The sequence below is a fragment of the Sandarakinorhabdus sp. FBCC-B8862 genome (assembly GCF_059745315.1).
The window spans coordinates 1,202,553-1,222,188 of record NZ_CM185574.1 but is presented as its reverse complement, the minus strand read 5'-3'; the positions used below and the strand labels follow the sequence as shown (position 1 = coordinate 1,222,188).

Here is a 19,636-nt window from a genome sequence, read left to right as displayed (position 1 = left end):
TCCCTTGTTCTGTTTGGTCAACCCATGCGCCGGGCCGGAGGGGCTGGCAAGTCAGACGTTGACCAGCGCCGGCAACGCCTTGGCATAGCGTTCCACATCCGCCAGCTGCCCGGTCGACACGCGCGACCAGTTGGGCCAGGCCGGCCCCCACGCCCCGCGCACCAAAATCCCGCGCTGCGCCATGGCGGCGGCAAAGCGGTTGGCATCGGCCACCTTCACGAACAGGAAATTGGTCTGGCTGGGCAGGGCGGTGGTGCCGGCCTTGGCGACAGCGGCCTGCAGCACCCGGCGCGCGGCGATGATCGATGCCCGGCTCTGCTGCTGGAAGCCGCCATCATCCCAGGCCGCCAGCGCCGCGGCGAGGCCCGGCGCATTCAGGCTGATGGTCAGCCGGTGGCGCTTCAGCTCGGCAGCATTTTCGGGCGAGGCGACGGCATAGCCGATGCGCAGGCCGGCCATGCCGAACAGCTTGGAAAAGGTGCGGGTGATGATGATGTTGGCACCCTTGGCCACCAGCGGCAGCATGGTGGTGGCGGCCGGATCGTCCGCCAATTCCATATAGGCTTCATCAACCAGCAGGGTGACATGCGCCGGCAGCGCCTTGGCAAAGGCAGCCAGTTGGGCCGGCGGCAGCACCATGCCGGTGGGATTGTTGGGGTTGCACAGATAGACCATGGCAACGCCGGGCAGGGCGGCGGCACGGGCCAGCGCATCGAGATCGATCCCCATATCGGGCGCCATCGCCACGCGGCGATAGTTGAGGCCCTGCGCCATCGGATAGAGCAAAGGCTCGTCAAACTGCAGCGCCGGAATCAGGATGGTGCCGCGCCGCCCCCAGGCCAGCGCCGCGCTGGTGATCAGTTCGGAACTGCCATGGCCCAGCACCACCTGCGCGGCCGGCACGCCCAGGCGCTGGCCGATCTTCGCCTTCAACCGCTCCTCGGCATCATCGGCATAATACCACGCGCTGCGGGCCAGATCGGCCATGGCCTGGATGGCCGATGCCGGCGGGCCAAGCGGGTTTTCATTATATTTGAGATGCGCCACCCCCGGCGCCGGCGCAAAGCCGGTCGGATCGGCCACCATCGGCCGGATGGTCATGGCGCCCGCCGGTGCAGAAACTGCCGCCGTTCCCGCCAGCCCCAGCCAGCCCCGCCGTGTCACGTCCATGTTTGCCCCCCAGTTCAGGCCGGATGATGCGCCTTCAGCGGTGTGTCCGTGTCGGCCAATGCGTCCACCGGCACAACAACGCCCTGTTCCACCAGCGCCTTGCCCTGCACATAGTCGCGCGCGGCGTTCACACAGTCCAGCGCGATCACCTTGCCCTGCTTCAGATAGACAAGGCTGAAGCTGCGCGTCACCGGATCGCCGCGCAGCACGGTCTGATCATGGCCCAGGCTCAGCCCCATCGTCTGCAGCCTGAGGTCATATTGGTTGGACCAGAACCACGGCACCGCGCGATAGGGGGCGGGATCGCCGGTGATGGCCCGCGCCACGGTGATCGCCATGTCGGCGGCGTTCTGCACCGATTCCAGCCGGATTGCCGCCCCGCCGGCAAACGCGTTGGCATGGCAAGCGCAATCACCAATGGCAAAGATGTCGGGCAGGCTGGTGCGGCAATGGTCATCCACCCACACCCCATTTCCGCCGCGTGCGCCCGCGTCCAGCAGCGGCTGCACCGCCGGCACGATGCCGATGCCCACGATCACCAGATCGGCTGCATATTGCCGGCCGTCGGCCAGGCGAACGCCCGCAACCCGGCCATTGGCGCCGGTAATTTCCGCCACCTGTGCGCCGGTTTCGATCACCACACCATGGGCGCGATGCTCGGCTTCATAGAAGCGGGACAGGTCGGGGCCGGCAACGCGGGCCAGAACACGGTCGAGCGCTTCGAACAGGGTGACGCGGTGACCAAGCTTGGTCAGCACGGCGGCCGATTCGAGGCCAATGTACCCACCGCCGATGACGATGATGCTACGCGTTTCCCCCAGTGCGGCAATGAGTCCATCCACATCGGCGCGGGTGCGGATGGCGTGGATGCCGGCCAGATCATGGCCAGGGCAGGTCAGCCGCCGGGCATCGCCGCCCCCGGCCCACACCAATTGGCCATAACCGATGGGGCCCGCCGTGGTCTCCAGCCGGTGCGCCGCCGCGTCCACCGCCGTCACCCGCGTGCCAGTCAATATCTCGACCTGGCGCTCCGCCCAGAAGGCCGGCGGGCGCAGCAGCATGCGCTCGAAGCTCTTTTCGCCGGCCAGATAGTCCTTTGACAGCGGCGGCCGCTCATAGGGCAATTCCGGTTCGGCGGTGAGGATGGCGACGCTGCCGGCAAAACCGCGCTGGCGCAGCTGCGCCGCCTGGGCCGCGCCGCCATGGCCGCCGCCGACAATGACCACATCAAATTGCATCGCTCGCCTCCATTTGCGGCTGGGATGCGGCATTGGCGCGGCCTTGCCAAGCCGGGTTGTTGCTTATCGCCCCTTTCAATCCGCCCGCCCCGCTGCCACATGGGGGCCATGGATCTGGCCAGCCACCCCGACAGCGCCGCCTATGGCCATCTGCAGCCACGCTCGCCGCTGGTGCGCCGGCTGCTGGCGAAGAACCCGTCGCCCTTCACCTTCACCGGCACCGGCACCTTCGTGGTCGGCACGCCCGGCAGCGCGCTGGCGGTGATCGATCCCGGCCCCGATGATCCGGCGCACATCCGCGCCCTCACCGATGCGCTGGCCGGCGAAATCGTCAGCCACATCGTCATCACCCACACCCACATGGATCATTCGCCCGCCGCCGTGGCGCTGAAGGCCGCGACCGGCGCCTTGGTGGTCGGCTGTGCGCCGCTGGTGCTGAGTGATGATGGCCCGCGCGCCGATGCCGGCTTCGATCCCAGCTATGCCCCCGATAATGTGCTGGCCGATGGCGATTCCATCCATGGCCCGGGTTGGACGCTCACCGCCGTGCACACGCCGGGCCACACCAGCAACCATCTCTGCTTTGCGCTGCCGCAGGAAAAGGCGCTGTTCACCGGCGATCATGTCATGGGCTGGTCCACCACCGTGGTCGCCCCGCCCGATGGCGACATGGCGGATTATATGGCGAGCCTGCAGAAGCTGCTCGATCGGGATGATGCCATCTATCACCCCACCCATGGCGAGCCAGTGACCGAGCCGCAGCGCTTTGTCCGCCATCTCCTCGCCCACCGCCGCCAGCGCGAGAATCAGGTGATCCGCGCCATCGGCGAAGGGCTCACCACCATCCCCGCGATGGTGGCTGCCATGTATGCCCAGGTGGACAAGCGCCTGCACCCCGCCGCGGCGCGCAGCGTGCTCGCCCATCTCATCGATCTGGAACGGCGCGGCCTGGTGGCCCGCGCTGATGACGTGTGGAGTATCGCCTGATGGACGCGCGCTTGAACCTGCTGGGCGGCGGCCCGGCTGTGGATGTGAAGGCCGAAATCCTGCGGCTGAAGCGGGAGCGCAACGCCGTCATCCTCGCCCATTATTATCAGGCGCCCGAAATCCAGGACATTGCCGATTTCGTCGGAGACAGCCTCGACCTGTCGCGCAAGGCCGCCAACACCGATGCGGACGTGATCGCCTTTTGCGGCGTGAAGTTCATGGCCGAGGTGGCCAAGATCCTCTCCCCGCAAAAGACCGTGATCCTGCCCGATCACAAGGCCGGCTGCTCCCTCGAGGATTCGGCCCCGCCGGCCGAGTTCGCCCGCTTCCGCCGCGCCCACCCGGATCATCTGGCGCTCACCTACATCAACTGCTCGGCGGCGGTGAAGGCGGAGAGCGACATCATCGTCACCTCCTCCTCGGCCGAACGCATCATTTCCCAGATCCCCAAGGATCAGAAAATCCTGTTCGCCCCCGACAAGCATCTGGGCGCCTGGCTCAGCCGCCGCACCGGCCGCGAGATGCTGTTGTGGGATGGCAGCTGCATCGTCCACGAACGCTTCTCGGTCACCGAGCTCCTGAAGCTGAAGGCGCAATATCCGGATGCGCCCGTTCTGGCCCACCCGGAATGCCCGGCCGCCATCCTCGATCTGGCGGATTATATCGGCGCCACCAGCGGCATCCTCAAACAGGCCAGCGAGCGCAGCGACCCCGTCATGCTGGTCGCCACCGAACCGCACATCATCCACCAGATGCAAAAGGCCGCCCCCGACAAATTGTTCATCGGCGCGCCGGGGGCAGACGGCAATTGCGGCTGCAACATGTGCCCATATATGGCCTTGAACACGCTGGAAAAGCTCCATCTGTGCCTGCGCGACCTCACGCCAGTGGTAGAGGTGCCCGAGGATATCCGCCTCGCCGCCAAGCGCAGCCTCGACCGCATGCTGGAAATGTCGGCCTGATGCTGGAGGGGATGGATCTCGCCTTCTTCATCGCCGCCACGCTGCGCGAAGACATGGGGGCCGGCGGCGATATCACGTCGGCTGCCGTTATCCCCGCCGATGCCCAGCTCTCGGCCGTGATGGCCAGCCGGGATGATGTGACGCTGGCCGGGCTGCCGCTGGCCGAAGCGTTTTTCCGCGACCTTGATCGTGATTGCCGGATCGAGATGCTGGCGCAGGATGGCCAGAGCGTGCCCGCCGGCACCGCCCTGTTGCGCATCAGCGGCAACGCCCGCGCCCTGCTCACTGCCGAACGCTCGGCGCTCAACACGGTGCAGCATCTGACCGGCATCGCCACACTCACGCGGGCCTATGTGGATGCCATTGCCGGCACCGGCGCCATCCTGCTCGATACCCGCAAGACCCTGCCCGGCCTCAGAACCCTCGAAAAATATGCCACACGCATGGGCGGTGCCACCAACCACCGCATGCGGCTGGATGACGGGGTGATGATCAAGGACAATCACATCGCGGTCGCCGGCGGGGTGGAGCCAGCCGTGCGCGCCGCCAAGGCCGCGGGCCTCACCGGCATTGTGGTGGAGGTTGACCGCATCGACCAGATCGAACCGGCACTCAGCGCCGGGGCCGACCGGCTGCTGCTCGACAATATGGATGTGCCGACGCTGAAACAGGCCGTTGCCCTGGTTGCCGGCCGCGTGCCCACCGAAGCCTCGGGGGGCGTCCGCCTCGATACGATCCGCGCCATTGCCGAAACCGGCGTCACCTATGTCAGCGTCGGCCGCATCACCCAGAGCGCACCGGCCGCCGATATCGGCCTGGACTTCGCCTGAGCCGCACTGGCGCCGTCCCCCGGCAGCCGTTACACTCCCGCCGATGGATGATCCCGCCCACGAAGGCCTCAGCCCCGCCGACCGCGCCCGCGCGCTGGTCACCTTCGGCTGGATCGAACGCGGCCTGTTGTTCCTGATCGCGCTGATGACGCTGGGGGCGGTCGCGCTGGAACTGTTGCGCGTCTGGCAGGCGCAGAACATCAACCTCGCCGATATATTGCTGATGTTCCTCTATACCGAGGTGATCGGCATGGTCGCCGCCTTCTATGCCAATGCCGCGGTGCCCGTGGTCTATCCGATCTTCATCGCCATCACCGCGCTGGCCCGGCTGATCGTGCTGCAGGGCAAGGAAATGGCGCCGCAATCGATCATCTTCGAAGCCAGCGCCATCCTGCTGCTGGCCATCGCCGCCACCATCCTGGTGCGCTTCAAGGCGCGTTGACGCTCAGCCCCGGATCATCGCCGGCAGGGCATCCTCGTGCAGCCGCTTGAGCTCGACCAGCGCCACCACCTCGCCGTTCAGCACCAGCGCATCGCCGTCCACTGTGCCGATGCGGGTCGCGCCCGGAATGTCCACCCCGGCCGGCGCCGTCACCAGATAGCGGCCCTGGTCTTCGCCAAAGGCGGTCGCGGCGTCCAGCCTGGCGTCCACCACCGCGCCCAGCCCGCTGGCCAGCGCCATTTCGGCCAGCGCCACCACCAGGCCGCCATCCGACAGATCATGCACCGCCGTCACCGTGCCGGCCGCAATCAGGCTGGCCACCGCCTCGCCATGGGCGCGTTCAGCCACCAGATTGACCGGCGGCGGCGGGCCTTCCTCTTGGCCATGGCATTCGCGCAGCCACAGCGACTGGCCCAGATGCGTGCCATCCCCGCCAATCAGCCAGATCGCCTCGCCCGCCGCCTTGAAGGCCAGATCCATCTGCTTGGCATAATCGGCGAGCAGGCCGACGCCGCCGATGGCCGGGGTGGGCAGGATGGCGTTGCCACCGCCCGTCGCCTTGCTCTCGTTGTAGAGGGAGACATTGCCCGACACGACCGGGTAATCCAGTGCCCGGCAGGCTTCGGCCATCCCCTCGATGCAGCCGACCAATTGCCCCATGATCACCGGATTCTGCGGGGACGCAAAGTTGAGGCAGTTGGTGATGGCCAGCGGCTTGCCGCCCACCGCCACGATGTTGCGCCAGGTCTCCGCCACGGCCTGCTTGCCGCCTTCGTGCGGATCGGCATAGCAGTAACGTGGCGTGCAATCGGTGGCGATGGCCAGCGCCTTCCTTGTGCCATGCACGCGCACCACCGCGGCATCGCCGCCTGGCCGCTGCAGCGTGTCGGCGCCGACCATGTGGTCATATTGTTCCCAGATCCAGCGGCGCGAGCACAGGTCCACGCTGGCCATCAGCGTCTTCAGATCCGCCGCGATGCTGGCGCTCGCCGGCACATCGGCCAGCGGCGCACGCTTCGGCGTCGGCACATGCGGCCGGTCATATTTCGGCGCTGCATCGGCCAGCGGCTCCAGCGGGATGCGGCCAACCTCGTGGCCGTGGAAGGTCATGGTCAGGTCGCCGCCGTGCACCACCTCGCCGATCACGGCGAAATCCAGTTCCCACTTGCGGAAAATGGCTTCGGCAAAGGCCTCGCGGCCCGGCTTCAGCACCATCAGCATCCGCTCCTGGCTTTCCGACAGCATCATTTCATACGGCGTCATGCCGGTTTCGCGGCACGGCACCTTGTCGAGATCGAGGCGGATGCCCACCCCGCCCTTCGACGCCATTTCCACCGACGAGCTGGTGAGGCCGGCCGCGCCCATATCCTGGATGGCGACAATTGCGTCCGATGCCATCAGCTCCAGGCAGGCTTCGATCAGCAGCTTTTCGGTGAACGGGTCGCCCACCTGCACGGTCGGGCGCTTTTCCTCGCTGTTCTCGTCAAATTCGGCGCTGGCCATGGTGGCGCCGTGGATGCCGTCGCGCCCGGTCTTCGAACCGACATAGACAACCGGATTGCCCACGCCGGCGGCGGCGGAATAGAAAATCTTGTCAGCCCGCGCCAAGCCCACCGTCATCGCATTGACGATGATGTTGCCGTTGTAGCTCTTGTGGAAAATCGTCTCGCCGCCCACGGTCGGCACGCCGACGCAATTGCCGTAACCGCCAATGCCGGCCACCACGCCCTTCACCAGATGGCGCATCTTGGGCGCATCAATCTCGCCAAAGCGCAGGGCGTTCATATTGGCGACGGGGCGCGCGCCCATGGTGAACACGTCGCGCAGGATGCCGCCCACGCCGGTCGCCGCGCCCTGATAGGGCTCGATATAGCTGGGGTGGTTGTGGCTCTCCATCTTGAAGATGGCGGCATCGCCGTCGCCAATGTCGATCACGCCGGCATTCTCACCCGGCCCCTGAATCACCCAGGGCGCCTTTGTCGGCAGCTTGGCCAGGTGCAGCCGGCTCGACTTGTAGGAGCAATGTTCCGACCACATCACCGAAAAAATGCCCAGTTCCAACAGGTTCGGCTCCCGCCCCATGGCGGCGAGCACCCGGTCATACTCCTCGGGCGTGAAACCATGGGCGGCGACGATGTCGGGGGTGATGCTCATGGACGCGCCCCATAGCCGCAGCGGCGGCCTTTGTCATGCGGCTTGCGCGCGCGCCCGCAGCGCACCGCGCAGCATCACCACCGCGGTGTAGAGGATGACCAGGCTGACCATCCATTTCAGCGCCGTCAATGGCAGCGATTTGACCAGCAGCGCCGCCACCAGCACCGCCGGAATTCCGCCCAGCACCATCGCCAGCGGGATGCGCACATCCACCCGGTCGGCGGTCAGGTGCGATGCGCTCATCACCGTGCCGGCCACCGACGCGCCGGTCGCCATGATCGGAAAGCACAGCCGCGGATCAAGGCCCATCAGCGACAACAGCGCCAGCGTGGGCGCATAATTGCCCACGCCGAAATTCAGCAGCACGCCAAAGCCGAAACTGGCGGCAATCGCCACCGCCGTCAGGCCGGGTGACAAGGCGTTGGCGGTGCCGCCCGCCGGCATGAGATCCAGGATCGACAGTATATAGAACAAGGCCGCCAGCAGCAGCGCCACCGCCACCCAGGCCTGCACCACCCAGGGCCGTGCCCGGCTCACCAGCCGCACGCCGACGAGGCCGCCGGCCAGCAACGTCACCACGCTGCCCAGCAACAGCACCGGATCAACATTCACCCCCAGCAGGATCAGGAAGATCACCGATTCCACCATGGTCGGCAGGGTCAGGCCGGCGATCATCGTCTGCGGGATCAGATGATCGGGCACCATGCGGCGGAACTTGAACCAGGCCATGGTCGGCGCCATCGAACCGATGCCCAGCGTGTCGAGGAAATTCACCACGGCGCCCAGCGCCGTCGCCTCCACGCCCGGCCGCGCCCGCTGGCGCGCGGCGGCGCGCAGCAGCACCACCGCATTGGCCAGCGCCGCCAGCCCCAGCATGCCCAGCAACAAATTCAGCATCGCGCTCTCCCCGGCGCGCACCAGGCCCCACGGCCGGCACGCCGTCAAGCCGGGGCAGGGGGCTCAATGGGGCAGGCGCGGCAATTGGCCCAGGCTGGTCAGGGTCAGCGCCAGGCCGCCGCCCACCAGCAGCACCAGCACACCGATCAGCAGCGGCCGCTGCGCCTTGTTGTGCACGAACCGGTTGATCACCGCATCGTTGCGCGCACCGCCCACCGCCCAGGCCATCAACGCCAGCCACAGCAGGAACGACAGGATCGACAGGATGTTGATCCGTGCCAGCAGCGCCCGTTCGGGATGGCGGCGGGCATAAGCGATGGCCGTCGGCAGGAAATTCAGCACCAAAGCCACGATGGTGCCAATGGCCAGCGCCAACATCTGCTTGTCTGTCATCAGGGCGACCCTTTGCGTATTATGGCAATAACACAGTGGGAAGCCGCCAACCGTCTGTCAATCCGGCACAAACATATTTGGCAATTGCGCCCTGCACGTTAAAGGGGGGCTCCACGGGCAGAGTGAGGCTGGGCGCAACCAACATGCCGCGCACACGGGCAGACGGAAAGAAAACCCAGATCGTCGTCGTCGGCGGCGGCGCCGGCGGGCTGGAGCTTGTCACCAAGCTCGGCGCGCATTTCCCGCGTGCAGATTTCGACATCATCCTCGTCGATCGCAACCCCACCCACATCTGGAAGCCGCTGCTGCACGAAGTGGCCGCCGGCAGCCTGGATGCCAATCTGGATGAGGTCGGCTATCGCGGCCACGCCTATCGCTGGGGCTATCGCTATTTCGATGGCGCGCTGGAAGCCATCGACCGTGACGCCAAAGAGATCATCATCGCCCCCATCCGCGATGAAGACGGCAGCGAGGTGATCGGCCGCCACCGCATCCGCTATGATTATCTCGTCATCGCGGTCGGCAGCATTTCCAATGATTTCGGCATCCCGGGCGTCAAGGATCATTGCCTGGCGCTGGAAAGCCGCCCCGATGCCGACCGCTTCCGCCGCAAGCTCTTGAACCAGTGCCTGCGCGTCTCGCGCCAGATGGTCGCCGATCCGGCCAGCGATGCCACGGTCAAGGTGGTGATCGTCGGCGGCGGCGCCACCGGCGTCGAACTGGCCGCCGAGCTTTATTCCGCCGCCGATGCGCTCGGCTTCTATGGCCTTGAAGTGTTTGACAGGAAGCGCCTCACCGTCACCCTTCTCGAAGCCGGCCCGCGCATCCTGCCCATGCTGCCGGAAAAGCTCGCCGCCGCCGCCCACAGCGAGCTGGAAAATCTCGGGGTCTCGGTGCGCTCCAACACCCAGGTCGTCGCCGCCACCCCCGATGCCATCCATGTCAAGGATGGCACGATGATCCCCGCCGATATCCGCGTCTGGGCCGCCGGCGTGAAGGGCGCCGATTTCCTCAATGGCATCGGCGGCCTCGAAACCACCCGCGGCAACCAGCTGCTGGTGAAGGACACGCTGCAGACCACGCTTGATGATGCAATCTTCGCCATCGGCGATTGCGCCAGCTACACGCCCCCCGGCCACACCCGCCCGATCCCGCCGCGTGCCCAGGCCGCCCACCAGATGGCCGACACCGTGTTCCGCAACATCAAGGCGCTGGTCGCCGGCAAATCCCTCGTCCCCTTCGTCTATCAGGACAAGGGCGCCTTGGTGAACCTGGCGCGCTACTCCACCGTCGGCAGCCTGATGGGCAATCTCGTCGGCGGCAAGATGGCCATCGAAGGCCGCCTCGCCCGCTTCGTCTACACCTCCCTCTACCGCCTCCATCTCATCGCCATCCACGGCTGGATCAAGGGCCTGTTCCTGATCCTGATGGGCCACGTGAACCAGGTCGTCCGCCCCAAGCTGAAACTGCACTGAGCCGATCCTCCCCCTCTGGGGGAGGTGGCACGCGCAGCGTGACGGAGGGGGCGAGGCAGGGCATTTCAAAAGAACAAGAATGCCCCAACTGGCCAGACCCAGCCCAGTTGCGGCCTGCAGACAAGTCGCGCATACATAACCAATGCCGGTTCGGCCCGATCGGCGGGCTGCAGGCACGGGGGGTGCAGACATGCCGACAATCACGCCGCTTGGCTGGTTCCACACCGGTATCGCCATCATCGCGATCCTCGCCGGGATCTATGCGCTCGTTGTCCACAAATTGATCACGCCCGGGCAGCGCTCGGGCCAGATCTATATCGCCTGCACGCTGCTCGCCGCCGCCACGTCCCTGATGATCTTCAATCAGGGGACGGGCTTTGGTCCCGCCCATGCCCTTGGCGTGCTGACCCTGCTGGCCCTGGCCGGCGGCTTCATCGTGCCACGCCTCCGGTTCCTTGGCGGGCTCATCCCCTATCTCCAGACGCTGTGTTTTTCCTCAACCCTGTTGTTCCACATGATCCCGGCCATCACCGACGGCCTGCGCCGCCTGCCGGTTGGCGATCCGGTGGTCGACCGGTTTGACGATCCGCTGCTGCGCGGGTTCCACCTGGCCTTTCTTGGGCTGTTCGTGCTCGGCTATGGCGTCCAGGTCATGTGGGTGCGCCGCCAGCGAACGGCCTGATCCTGATGCTGGTCGGCCGCGTCAACCCGGTGGCGCGTCCCAACCGCGAACGGCACCCAACCAATCCTCCCCCTCTGGGGGAGGTGGCACGCAAAGCGTGACGGAGGGGGCGAGGCGGAGCGTTTCAAAAAAACAAGCAGGCCTCCGCCCCGGATCAAGTCCGGGGTGACGTGGGCAGGGGCGCGGCCCCTGCACCTGTTCGATTTCGTTTGTGCTGCGTGGGGAGCGCGTCCGCTTTCGCCCAATTGCGGTCGTCCCACATCCCCGTCGCCCCGTGCTTGACACGGGGCTTGGCTCGCCTTCTTCCCCGTCCTACCCGAACCATTTGTCCCACAAATCATCCCAATTGGGATCATCAGCTTGGATCTGGGGCAAAAACATTCGCTGAGCCTTGTTGAAGACGCCGCGAACGACAAGCCAAGCCCCGTGTCAAGCACGGGGCGACGATGTGGGGAAGGGGCAGCTAACCACCCCAAACTCGCCATCAAGCGCTGCCCAAAAACGAACGGGTGCAGGGGCCTCGCCCCTGCCCGCCGGAGGCCCCTTTCTTGGCCTTGCCGTTTGATCCAGATCAACGCCCACGCCCCCGCCCGCGCCTACAACCACCCCATGCCCATCTTCCATCCCGATCTCGCCGCGCGCACCGTTCCGCGCTACACCAGCTACCCCACGGCCGCGCAATTCCACGAGGGCGTCACCGCCACCGATCAGGCCCGCGCGCTGGCCGCCATCCCGGCGGATGCGCCGATTGCGCTTTACCTGCACATCCCGTTTTGCCGGCAGATCTGCTGGTATTGTGGCTGCAACACCGGGGTGGCGGCGAATGATCGGTTGCGGCGTTATGAAAAGGCGCTGCTCACCGAAATCGCCACGGTGGCCAGCCTGTGCCGGGGCAGGGTGACGGCGATCAACTTTGGCGGCGGCAGCCCCAATGCGCTGGCCGCCCCAGTGCTGGCCCGCATCATTGCCGAGCTGCGCCGCCAGTTCGCCGTTGCGGATGACTGCGAGATCGCCATGGAGCTTGATCCGCGCGCCATCCGCCCCGGCGATGCCGAGCAGCTGGCCGCCGCTGGCGTGAACCGCATCAGCCTGGGCGTGCAGACCTTTGCGCCGCATGTGCAGAAACTGATCAACCGCATCCAGCCGTTCGGGATGATTGCCGATGCCGTGGCGCAGTTCCGCGGCGCTGGCATCGATGCGATCAATTTCGATCTCATGTACGGCCTGCCCGGCCAGAGCGTCGTCGATCTCACCGAAACCATCGATCAGGCCATCGCCCTGCAACCCTCGCGCGTCGCGGTGTTCGGCTATGCCCATATGCCGGCGGCCGTCCCGCGCCAGCGCATGATCAGCGATCTTGATCTGCCCGGCCCCGCCGCCCGCTTTGCCATGAGCAGCACGGCCAACCGCCTGTTCCGGCAGGCCGGCTATGCCGTCATCGGCTTTGACCATTTCGCCCTGCCGGATGACAGTCTGGCTCAGGCTGCCGCGGCCGGCACGCTGATCCGCAACTTCCAGGGCTATGCCACAGATGCAGGCGAAGCGCTGATCGGCCTCGGCGCCACCGCAATAAGCCAATTCCCCGGCCTCATCGTCCAGAACGACAAGCATCTGGCGGGTTGGGAAGCCCGGGTGAACGCGGGCGGCCTGGCCGGCTGGCGCGGCGTCGTCGTCAACGAAGACGACAGCAGCCGCGCCGCCATCATCGAGCGCCTGCTCTGCGATGGCGAAGCCGATGTGCCGCCCAGCCTGGAACCGGCGCTGGCGCAGCTCGCCGGCCACGCGGCGCGCGGGCTTGTCCGCCTCCACGGCCGCCATGTCGCGCTCACGCCCGATGGCTGGCCCTATGCCCGCCTCATCGCCTCGGCCTTCGATGCCCATCTGCAGGCGCCGCAACGCCACAGCAGCGCGGTGTGATCACTCGCTGAATTCGGCCAGCTCCGGAATCCGGGTGAAGGCAATCGCCGGCCCGCGCGACCGGGTCGCCCCGCGCGCATCATGGCCCAGAGTCACCGCATCCCGGCCAAAGCGTTGGTTCACCTTGTCCATCGCCGCCGAAAGCGCCTGCCGCCGCGCGTCGGTGCGCGCACACAACAGCGCATCGGCATCAAACAGATCAGCCTGGGCGGCATCGGCATCGGTCAGATCGGCCAGCACCACGCCCACCTGCAACAGCCGGCGCGGGCCAAACTCCACCGCCATGCGCGCCCACAGCCCGTCCAGCGCCGCCACCAGACTGATGCCGTCCATCACGCGGGGCAGCTTCACGCCGCCCTTCCATTTGGTGCCGCGTTCCTCACCTTTCACATTGAGGCCCAGCCAGCCGGCGCGGCAGTTCGCTCGCCGCAGCCGCGTGCCCGCCTTCATCGCCAGCCGCCGCGCCACCAGCCGGGCGACGGCTTGCGGGCGCTTTTCCGGCCCCAGCACATGGCTGTGCCCGATGGTCTTGCGCGCCTGCTCCACCTCGGCAATCTCGTGCCCGTGCAGCAGCCAGTGCAGCCGCTCGCCCCACACATTGCCCCAGATGCGCCGGGCCTCGCCGGGCGGCATCGCCAGCAATTGCGCCATCGTCACCAGGCCCTGGGCGGCCAGCCGCCGCTCCATCGCCCGCCCCACGCCCGGAATGTCCGACAGCGGCAGCCGCTCCAGCCGGGCCGCGCGCACGTCCTCCGTCAATATGGTCAGGCCATCGGGCTTCTTCATGTCGGCCGCCATCTTGGCCAGCAGGCGGTTGCTGGCGACACCGATGCTGGCGGTCAGGCATTCCCCCACTTTGGCCGCCAGCCCGGCCTTGATCCGGCCGGCCAGCGCCGCCACGCCTTCCACACTGTTCTCATTGTCCAGCAGCCGGCACGCCACCTCGTCGATGGAACAGATTTTCGTCACCGGCACGTGCCGCTCCACCTCGGCCACGATGCGGTGGTGGAACTTCACATATTCATCATGCCGCCCCGGCACGATCACCACATCGCGGCACCTGGCCTTGGCTTCCCAGATTTTCGTGCCGGTGCGGATGCCAAAGGCCTTGGCCTCATAACTCGCCGCAATCGCGCTGGTGCTGTCGGTCATCACCGGCGCCACCACCACCGGCCGCCCGCGCAGTTGCGGGTTCAGCTGCTGCTCCACACTGGCGAAATAGCTGTTGAGGTCCAGATACAGCCAACGAAGGGGAAGCGACTCGCCCATGGACCTGCCATAGCACAATCAGAACAAAAATAGAACAAAAACCCCTGCGCACTTTGGCGCCCTTCCCCTCGGGCCCAAAGCCATTATGGTGCCGGGCATGACGATCAGCCCCGACGATCAGGCCCTGCTCCACGATGCCGATATCCCCGGCGATGGCATCCGCGCTGTTTCTGCCACCAGCCTGTCGGGCCGCCAGCTGCGCTATTATGATTTCTGCATGGCGGCCTTTGCCGTCATCCTCATCTGCTCCAACCTGATCGGCGCCGGCAAGCAGGCCGCGGTTTCGGTGCCGTGGAGCAGCGAGCCGGTCATCTTTGGCGCCGGCATCCTGTTCTTCCCCTTGGGCTATGTGCTGGGCGATGTCCTCACCGAAGTCTATGGCTATGCCCGCGCCCGCCGCGTCGTCTGGGTCGGCTTTGCGGCCTCCGCCTTCACCGCCCTGATGTGCGCCGTGGTCGTCGCCATGCCCCCGGCGCCGGGCTGGACTGGTCAGGAAACCCTGGCCGCCGTCTTCGGCCAGACCCCGCGCATCTTCCTCGCCTCCATCACCGCCTTCTGGGCCGGAGAATTCGCCAACAGCTTCGTCCTCGCCCGCCTGAAACTGCTCACCAAGGGCCGCTGGCTGTGGACCCGCACCATCGGCTCCACCGTGGTGGGCCAGGGCGTGGACAGTCTGATCTTCTACCCATTGGCCTTCCTCGGCCAACCCGATTGGCCGGTGGAGCGCGTGCTCCTCATCGCTGGAACCAACTATGTGCTGAAAGTCCTCTGGGAAGTCCTCCTCACCCCCGTCACCTACGCCGTCGTCGGCTGGTTCAAGCGCGTGGAAGGCCTGGACGTGTACGACACCGGCACCGATTTCACGCCCTTCAAGACCCGCGTCTGATCCGGCCGTCCCTCCGGGCAACCCCCTATGGTGTCCGCCCGCCTGCGTCGCCTACAGCGGCGGGCATGAGTGACGAAGATTATGTCTATGACGAGGAGAGCGGGGAGTGGCTGCCCGCCTCCCAACTGGCGCAGCGCAGCGCCGCTGCCACCCAGGTGGAGGTGCGCGATGCCGTCGGCAATCTGCTGGCCGATGGCGATCAGGTCACGCTGATCAAGGATCTTGATGTGAAAGGCGCCGGCCAGACGCTGCGTCGCGGCACGCTGATCAAGTCCATCCGCCTGACCGGTGATGCCCAGGAAATCGACTGCAAATATGATGGCATCAAGGGCCTGGTGCTGCGCGCCGAATTCGTGAAAAAACGCTGAGCGGCAATCGCCAGCGGCGTAAGGGCCCGCGCGCATGGCGTTGCAGACATCGCCGCCATCAGGCGATATGCACCGCGCATGGCCCGGCTGCTCCTGTTCAACAAACCCTTTGGCGTGCTGTCGCAGTTCACCGACCGTGGTTCGCCGACGGCGCGCGCCACCTTGTCGGACCATATCGATGTGAAGGGCGTCTATCCCGCCGGTCGGCTTGACCGTGACAGTGAGGGGTTGCTGCTGCTCTGCGATGATGGCCGGTTGCAGGCGCGCATTGCCGATCCGCGCTTCAAACTGCCGAAAACCTATCTGGTGCAGGTGGAAGGCGATCCGCAGGAGGCGGCGCTGGCGCAGTTGCGCCGCGGCGTCCGGCTGAACGACGGCCTCACCCTGCCGGCCGAGGCGGAGCGCATCGATCCGCCCGATCTGTGGCCGCGTGATCCGCCCATCCGCCAGCGCAAGACCGTCCCCGATGCCTGGCTGCGCCTCACCATCCGCGAAGGCCGCAACCGCCAGGTGCGCCGCATGACGGCGGCTGTTGGCCTGCCCACGCTGAGGCTGGTGCGCTGGTCGATCGGCGGCTGGACGGTTGCCGGGATTGCGCCGGGCCAGTTTGCGGAAACGGCGGCGCAGCCGCAGGATGTGCCGGCCCGATGAACTATCGCCACGCCTTTCATGCCGGCAACAGCGCCGATGTCGTCAAGCACAGCCTCCTGATCGCGCTGGTGCGCGCGCTGCAGCAAAAGCCGGGCGCCCTCACTCTGATCGACACCCACGCCGGCTGCGGCCTCTATGATCTGGCCGGCGACCAGGCCCAGCGCACCGGAGAGGCCAGCGAGGGCGTGCTGCGCGCCTTTGCCGATCACAACCCGCTGCTCGATGATTATCGCGCCGCCGTGGCGACACTGAACCGGGCCGAGGATGCCGCGTGGGATCCGGCGGCGGGCCCGCGCCTTTATCCCGGATCGCCGCGGCTGTTGGCGCAGCTGCTGCGCCCGCAGGATGGGCTGATCCTCAACGAAAAACATCCCCAGGATGCCCAGGCCCTGCGCGCCGCCATGCGCGGCACGCCGGCGGCCGTGCACGAACGCGATGCCTATGAACTGTGGCTGGCGCTGCTGCCCACCCGAACGCCGCGCGGGCTTGTGGTGGTCGATCCGCCCTATGAACAGACGGACGAGCGCGCCCGCATCACCGCCACCCTGGCCGCCGCCCACCGCAAATGGGCCCATGGCGTCACCGCCATCTGGTTTCCCCTGAAAGACAGCGAAACCCAGCACCGCTGGACCGGGCAGCTGCGCCGGCTGGGCATTCCGAAATGCCTCGCCGTGGAGCATTGGCTGTTCGATGCCGAGCAGCCGGGCGTCTACAACGGCGCCGGCCTGTTCTTCGTCAACCCGCCCTATGCCTTCACCCAGGCGCTCCCGCCGCTGCTCGACGCCCTGCGCACGGCGCTGGCCCCCGATGGGCACCGGGGCCGGATCAGCGCGACCTGGCTGACCGAATAGCGGGGGCGGGCCTGCCGCCTCAAAGCGGCAGCGCCAGCAGATCGCGGCCCACGACAATCTCGCCCTTGAACGCCGTGGCGGCAGCGGCGCGCCAATCCTCGTCGCGGATGCTCGCATCGCCGCCAGGCACGAAATGGGTGAGCACCAGCCGCTTCACCCCGGCTTCCGCCGCAATCGCACCGGCCTGTTCCGCCGTCGTGTGGCTGGCCAGCAGATGGGCGCGCAGGGTGGGGGCGTTGGATTCAGAGGCAATCAGCCGGTCCAGCGCGGGCAGGTACATGGCTTCCTGCACCAGCGTGTCGGCGCCCCGCGCCAGCGCGACCAGGGCAGGGCAGGGGGCGGTGTCCCCGGAATAGACGAGGGACCTGCCGGCCCAGTCGAACCGGAAGGCGAAACTGTCGGTCAGCGGTGGGTGCTCGACACGGGCCGCGGTGACCTTCAGGCCGCCATCATCCAGCAGCACGCCCGGTTCGATTTCCTGCACCGACAGCAGGCGCCTGAGATCGGGCCGGCCTTCATCGGCCATGCGGGTCTCGATGTCGGTCCGGGCGAACGCCTCCCACCCCGAGCGCATTGCGGCCAGCCCGGCCGGGCCGTGAATGCTGACCGGTGTGGTCAGCGCGCCGCTCCACGCCAGCCAGAGCAGGGTGAAGGCATCGGCGACATGATCATTGTGCAGATGGCTGATCCAGACATGGGCGAGGGCCTTCAGCGGCAGCCCGGCCAGCACGGCCTGGCGGGCAGCACCATTGCCGGCGTCCAGCATGTGGAGGCGCCCACCGATCATCAGTGCGGCGGCGGGTGCCGCGCGCAGCGCCTTGGGCGTGGGGCCACCGCCGGTGCCGAGCAGCACCAGCCGGTCGGGCGCGGCCGGAGCGGCCTGGTGCGGAACCGGCAATTGCGCGGGGAGCCGGCTGGCCAGGCCAAGGGCGGCGGGCAGGGCGAGGATGTGACGGCGGGAGAGCATGATCTGGGCAGACTGCGCCGCCCGAACCGGGCTGGCAAGCCGGTGCATCGGGATCGGTCACCGCCGCTTCAGCTGCGGTCACCGGCGCGCCGGCCGCGGTCACGCCTCAGCGCGGTTCGGTCACCGATTGCCGGTTTTTCGCCACGGCCCGGGCCTTCATGTGCGCTTCCATGGCCTGCACCCGGATCAGTGCGCCAAACCAGGCGATGTTCAGCATGGCCATCACCCCCAGCACCACGGCAAAGCCATGCGTCTTGATCTGGGCCAGATCGCCGCCGGCATGGGCAGGCAGGGCCTGTGCCTCCAGGTTGAAGCGCAGCACCAGCTGGAACACCAGCGCGGTGATCGCCAGCAGGCAGAAACTGGTCAGCCGCCGGGCAGCGAGGGACGCGGGAACCGGGAAATCAGTGCCGTTCATGCGCGCTTCCTTTGCGGGGGGAGAAGCAATTTCGCCGCTAATCCGGAGCGCGCCGGTCCTCAATCTGCCGGATTGTCACAGGCCTGCAATGATCGGCCCCGCAAGGATGCAGGCCAATGATATCATTGTGATTTCTGGTTGGTCGTGGACGAAAATTCATCCAGAACGGCGGCGTCGACCGGCCTCAGGCCAGGGCCATCATCGCCGCTTCGAACATGCGCCGGCCATCGGTGCCGCCCTGCTCTGCCTCGATCAGCCGTTCGGGGTGGGGCATCATCCCCAGCACATTGCCTTCATCGTTCAGGATGCCGGCGATATCGCGGGCTGAACCGTTCACGGCTTCGGCATAGCGGAACGCCACCCGGCCTTCGCCTTCCAGCCGGTCCAGCGTGGCGGCATCGGCGGTGTAATTGCCATCATGATGCGCCACCGGGATGCGGATCTCCTCACCGGTCGCATAAAGGCTGGTGAAGATCGACTGGCTGTTGGCCACCGACAGGCGCACATCCCGGCAGACAAAGTTCAGGCCAGCGTTGCGCATCAAGGCGCCGGGCAGCAAACCAGCTTCAGTAAGCACCTGAAAACCGTTGCAAATGCCAAGGACAGCGCGGCCTTCGCCCGCCGCCTTGACCACCGCCTGCATCACCGGCGACCGTGCCGCCATGGCGCCAGACCGCAGATAGTCGCCATAGGAAAAGCCGCCGGGCACGCCGATGAAATCCAGATTGGCCGGCAGCTCGGTCTCGCGGTGCCAGATCATCGCCGGGGCACGGCCGGTCACCTTGGCAATCGCATCCGCCAGGTCGCGATCGCAGTTGGAACCGGGGAAGACGATGACCGCGGCCTTCACGGCATTTCGATCCGGAAATTCTCGATCACCGTGTTGGCGAGTAGCTGTTTGGCCATATTCTCAATGGTTTCGCGCGAGGTGCCGTCGGCCACCTCCAGCTCGATCAGCTTGCCGACACGGGCGCCGGCCACACCGTCAAAGCCCAGCCCCTTCAGGGCTGCCTCAATGGCCCGGCCCTGCGGGTCGAGCACGCCATTTTTCAGGGTGACGGTGACTTTGACGATCATGG

Annotated in this window: 21 protein-coding genes; 11 read left to right on the top strand and 10 right to left on the bottom strand. The window is 66.9% G+C overall.

The genetic code is table 11. The annotated features are described in order from the left end of the window. Positions 1 to 51: 51 nt before the first annotated feature. Together AC6BOR_RS05950 and AC6BOR_RS05945 are read right to left on the bottom strand one after the other, a co-directional pair. Positions 52 to 1,101 (bottom strand): pyridoxal phosphate-dependent aminotransferase, encoded by a 1,050-nt coding sequence (locus AC6BOR_RS05950; RefSeq protein WP_498060272.1) that lies wholly within the window; start codon positions 1,099 to 1,101, stop codon positions 52 to 54. 83 nt (positions 1,102 to 1,184) lie between these two features. Continuing rightward, positions 1,185 to 2,408, bottom strand: coding sequence for an NAD(P)/FAD-dependent oxidoreductase (locus tag AC6BOR_RS05945; protein WP_498060271.1), 1,224 nt, complete (start codon positions 2,406 to 2,408; stop codon positions 1,185 to 1,187). A 108-nt stretch (positions 2,409 to 2,516) separates the two neighbouring features. Here AC6BOR_RS05945 and AC6BOR_RS05940 point away from each other — a divergent pair, with 108 nt between their 5' ends. From AC6BOR_RS05940 to AC6BOR_RS05925, 4 genes are read left to right on the top strand one after another with little or no spacing between them, the layout of a single operon-like run. Beyond that, positions 2,517 to 3,395, top strand: coding sequence for an MBL fold metallo-hydrolase (locus AC6BOR_RS05940; protein WP_498060270.1), 879 nt, complete (start codon positions 2,517 to 2,519; stop codon positions 3,393 to 3,395). Further along, entirely contained in the window at positions 3,395 to 4,357 is a 963-nt protein-coding gene (nadA, locus tag AC6BOR_RS05935; protein WP_498060269.1) for a quinolinate synthase NadA, read from the top strand. Before AC6BOR_RS05940 ends, nadA begins: the two co-directional genes overlap by 1 nt. Further along, positions 4,357 to 5,187, top strand: a complete 831-nt coding sequence (gene nadC / locus AC6BOR_RS05930) for a carboxylating nicotinate-nucleotide diphosphorylase (RefSeq protein WP_498060268.1) — start codon at positions 4,357 to 4,359, stop codon at positions 5,185 to 5,187. The genes nadA and nadC overlap by 1 nt, the downstream gene beginning before the upstream one ends. A 43-nt stretch (positions 5,188 to 5,230) precedes the next feature. Continuing rightward, positions 5,231 to 5,629 (top strand): phosphate-starvation-inducible protein PsiE, encoded by a 399-nt coding sequence (locus AC6BOR_RS05925; RefSeq protein WP_094474007.1) that lies wholly within the window; start codon positions 5,231 to 5,233, stop codon positions 5,627 to 5,629. Positions 5,630 to 5,632: 3 nt separating this feature from the next. Here AC6BOR_RS05925 and purL read toward each other — a convergent pair whose 3' ends face one another. From purL to AC6BOR_RS05910, 3 genes are all read right to left on the bottom strand, one after another. Beyond that, positions 5,633 to 7,783 carry a phosphoribosylformylglycinamidine synthase subunit PurL gene (purL, locus tag AC6BOR_RS05920; RefSeq protein ID WP_498060267.1) on the bottom strand — a complete coding sequence of 717 codons (2,151 nt, stop codon included), beginning with the start codon at positions 7,781 to 7,783 and terminating at the stop codon, positions 5,633 to 5,635. Positions 7,784 to 7,816: 33 nt separating this feature from the next. Beyond that, positions 7,817 to 8,680 (bottom strand): hypothetical protein, encoded by an 864-nt coding sequence (locus AC6BOR_RS05915; RefSeq protein ID WP_498060266.1) that lies wholly within the window; start codon positions 8,678 to 8,680, stop codon positions 7,817 to 7,819. A gap of 63 nt (positions 8,681 to 8,743) precedes the next feature. After that, positions 8,744 to 9,073, bottom strand: a complete 330-nt coding sequence (locus AC6BOR_RS05910; protein ID WP_498060265.1) for a superinfection immunity protein — start codon at positions 9,071 to 9,073, stop codon at positions 8,744 to 8,746. Positions 9,074 to 9,216: 143 nt separating this feature from the next. Here AC6BOR_RS05910 and AC6BOR_RS05905 point away from each other — a divergent pair, with 143 nt between their 5' ends. The 3 genes from AC6BOR_RS05905 to hemN all read left to right on the top strand — a co-directional run bounded on the left by AC6BOR_RS05905 (position 9,217) and on the right by hemN (position 13,147). Next, the gene (locus AC6BOR_RS05905; RefSeq protein WP_498060264.1) at positions 9,217 to 10,548 is read left to right on the top strand and encodes an NAD(P)/FAD-dependent oxidoreductase; all 1,332 of its coding nucleotides are present in this window, start codon (positions 9,217 to 9,219) and stop codon (positions 10,546 to 10,548) included. 190 nt (positions 10,549 to 10,738) lie between these two features. After that, positions 10,739 to 11,230 (top strand): hypothetical protein, encoded by a 492-nt coding sequence (locus AC6BOR_RS05900; RefSeq protein WP_498060262.1) that lies wholly within the window; start codon positions 10,739 to 10,741, stop codon positions 11,228 to 11,230. Positions 11,231 to 11,791: 561 nt separating this feature from the next. Beyond that, positions 11,792 to 13,147, top strand: coding sequence for an oxygen-independent coproporphyrinogen III oxidase (gene hemN / locus AC6BOR_RS05895; protein ID WP_498060261.1), 1,356 nt, complete (start codon positions 11,792 to 11,794; stop codon positions 13,145 to 13,147). On the opposite strand, the gene AC6BOR_RS05890 is transcribed toward hemN, so the two are convergent. After that, positions 13,148 to 14,416 carry a Y-family DNA polymerase gene (locus tag AC6BOR_RS05890; RefSeq protein ID WP_498060259.1) on the bottom strand — a complete coding sequence of 423 codons (1,269 nt, stop codon included), beginning with the start codon at positions 14,414 to 14,416 and terminating at the stop codon, positions 13,148 to 13,150. Positions 14,417 to 14,513: 97 nt separating this feature from the next. On the opposite strand from AC6BOR_RS05890, the gene AC6BOR_RS05885 reads away from it, so the two are divergent. The 4 genes from AC6BOR_RS05885 to AC6BOR_RS05870 all read left to right on the top strand — a co-directional run bounded on the left by AC6BOR_RS05885 (position 14,514) and on the right by AC6BOR_RS05870 (position 17,172). Continuing rightward, positions 14,514 to 15,302 carry a queuosine precursor transporter gene (locus AC6BOR_RS05885; protein WP_498060257.1) on the top strand — a complete coding sequence of 263 codons (789 nt, stop codon included), beginning with the start codon at positions 14,514 to 14,516 and terminating at the stop codon, positions 15,300 to 15,302. A 65-nt stretch (positions 15,303 to 15,367) separates the two neighbouring features. After that, entirely contained in the window at positions 15,368 to 15,670 is a 303-nt protein-coding gene (locus tag AC6BOR_RS05880) for an alkylphosphonate utilization protein (RefSeq protein ID WP_498060256.1), read from the top strand. A 78-nt stretch (positions 15,671 to 15,748) separates the two neighbouring features. After that, positions 15,749 to 16,321, top strand: a complete 573-nt coding sequence (locus AC6BOR_RS05875) for a pseudouridine synthase (RefSeq protein ID WP_498060255.1) — start codon at positions 15,749 to 15,751, stop codon at positions 16,319 to 16,321. Further along, positions 16,318 to 17,172 (top strand): 23S rRNA (adenine(2030)-N(6))-methyltransferase RlmJ, encoded by an 855-nt coding sequence (locus tag AC6BOR_RS05870; RefSeq protein WP_498060254.1) that lies wholly within the window; start codon positions 16,318 to 16,320, stop codon positions 17,170 to 17,172. Before AC6BOR_RS05875 ends, AC6BOR_RS05870 begins: the two co-directional genes overlap by 4 nt. 19 nt (positions 17,173 to 17,191) lie before the next feature. Here AC6BOR_RS05870 and AC6BOR_RS05865 read toward each other — a convergent pair whose 3' ends face one another. From AC6BOR_RS05865 to purS, 4 genes are all read right to left on the bottom strand, one after another. After that, positions 17,192 to 18,139 (bottom strand): MBL fold metallo-hydrolase, encoded by a 948-nt coding sequence (locus AC6BOR_RS05865; RefSeq protein ID WP_498060253.1) that lies wholly within the window; start codon positions 18,137 to 18,139, stop codon positions 17,192 to 17,194. Positions 18,140 to 18,245: 106 nt separating this feature from the next. Further along, the gene (locus tag AC6BOR_RS05860) at positions 18,246 to 18,557 is read right to left on the bottom strand and encodes a hypothetical protein (RefSeq protein ID WP_498060252.1); all 312 of its coding nucleotides are present in this window, start codon (positions 18,555 to 18,557) and stop codon (positions 18,246 to 18,248) included. Positions 18,558 to 18,741: 184 nt separating this feature from the next. Further along, on the bottom strand, positions 18,742 to 19,407 hold the full coding sequence (gene purQ / locus AC6BOR_RS05855; RefSeq protein WP_498060251.1) for a phosphoribosylformylglycinamidine synthase subunit PurQ: 666 nt from the start codon (positions 19,405 to 19,407) through the stop codon (positions 18,742 to 18,744). After that, positions 19,404 to 19,634, bottom strand: coding sequence for a phosphoribosylformylglycinamidine synthase subunit PurS (purS, locus tag AC6BOR_RS05850; protein ID WP_086116222.1), 231 nt, complete (start codon positions 19,632 to 19,634; stop codon positions 19,404 to 19,406). Before purS ends, purQ begins: the two co-directional genes overlap by 4 nt. Positions 19,635 to 19,636 lie beyond the last annotated feature (2 nt).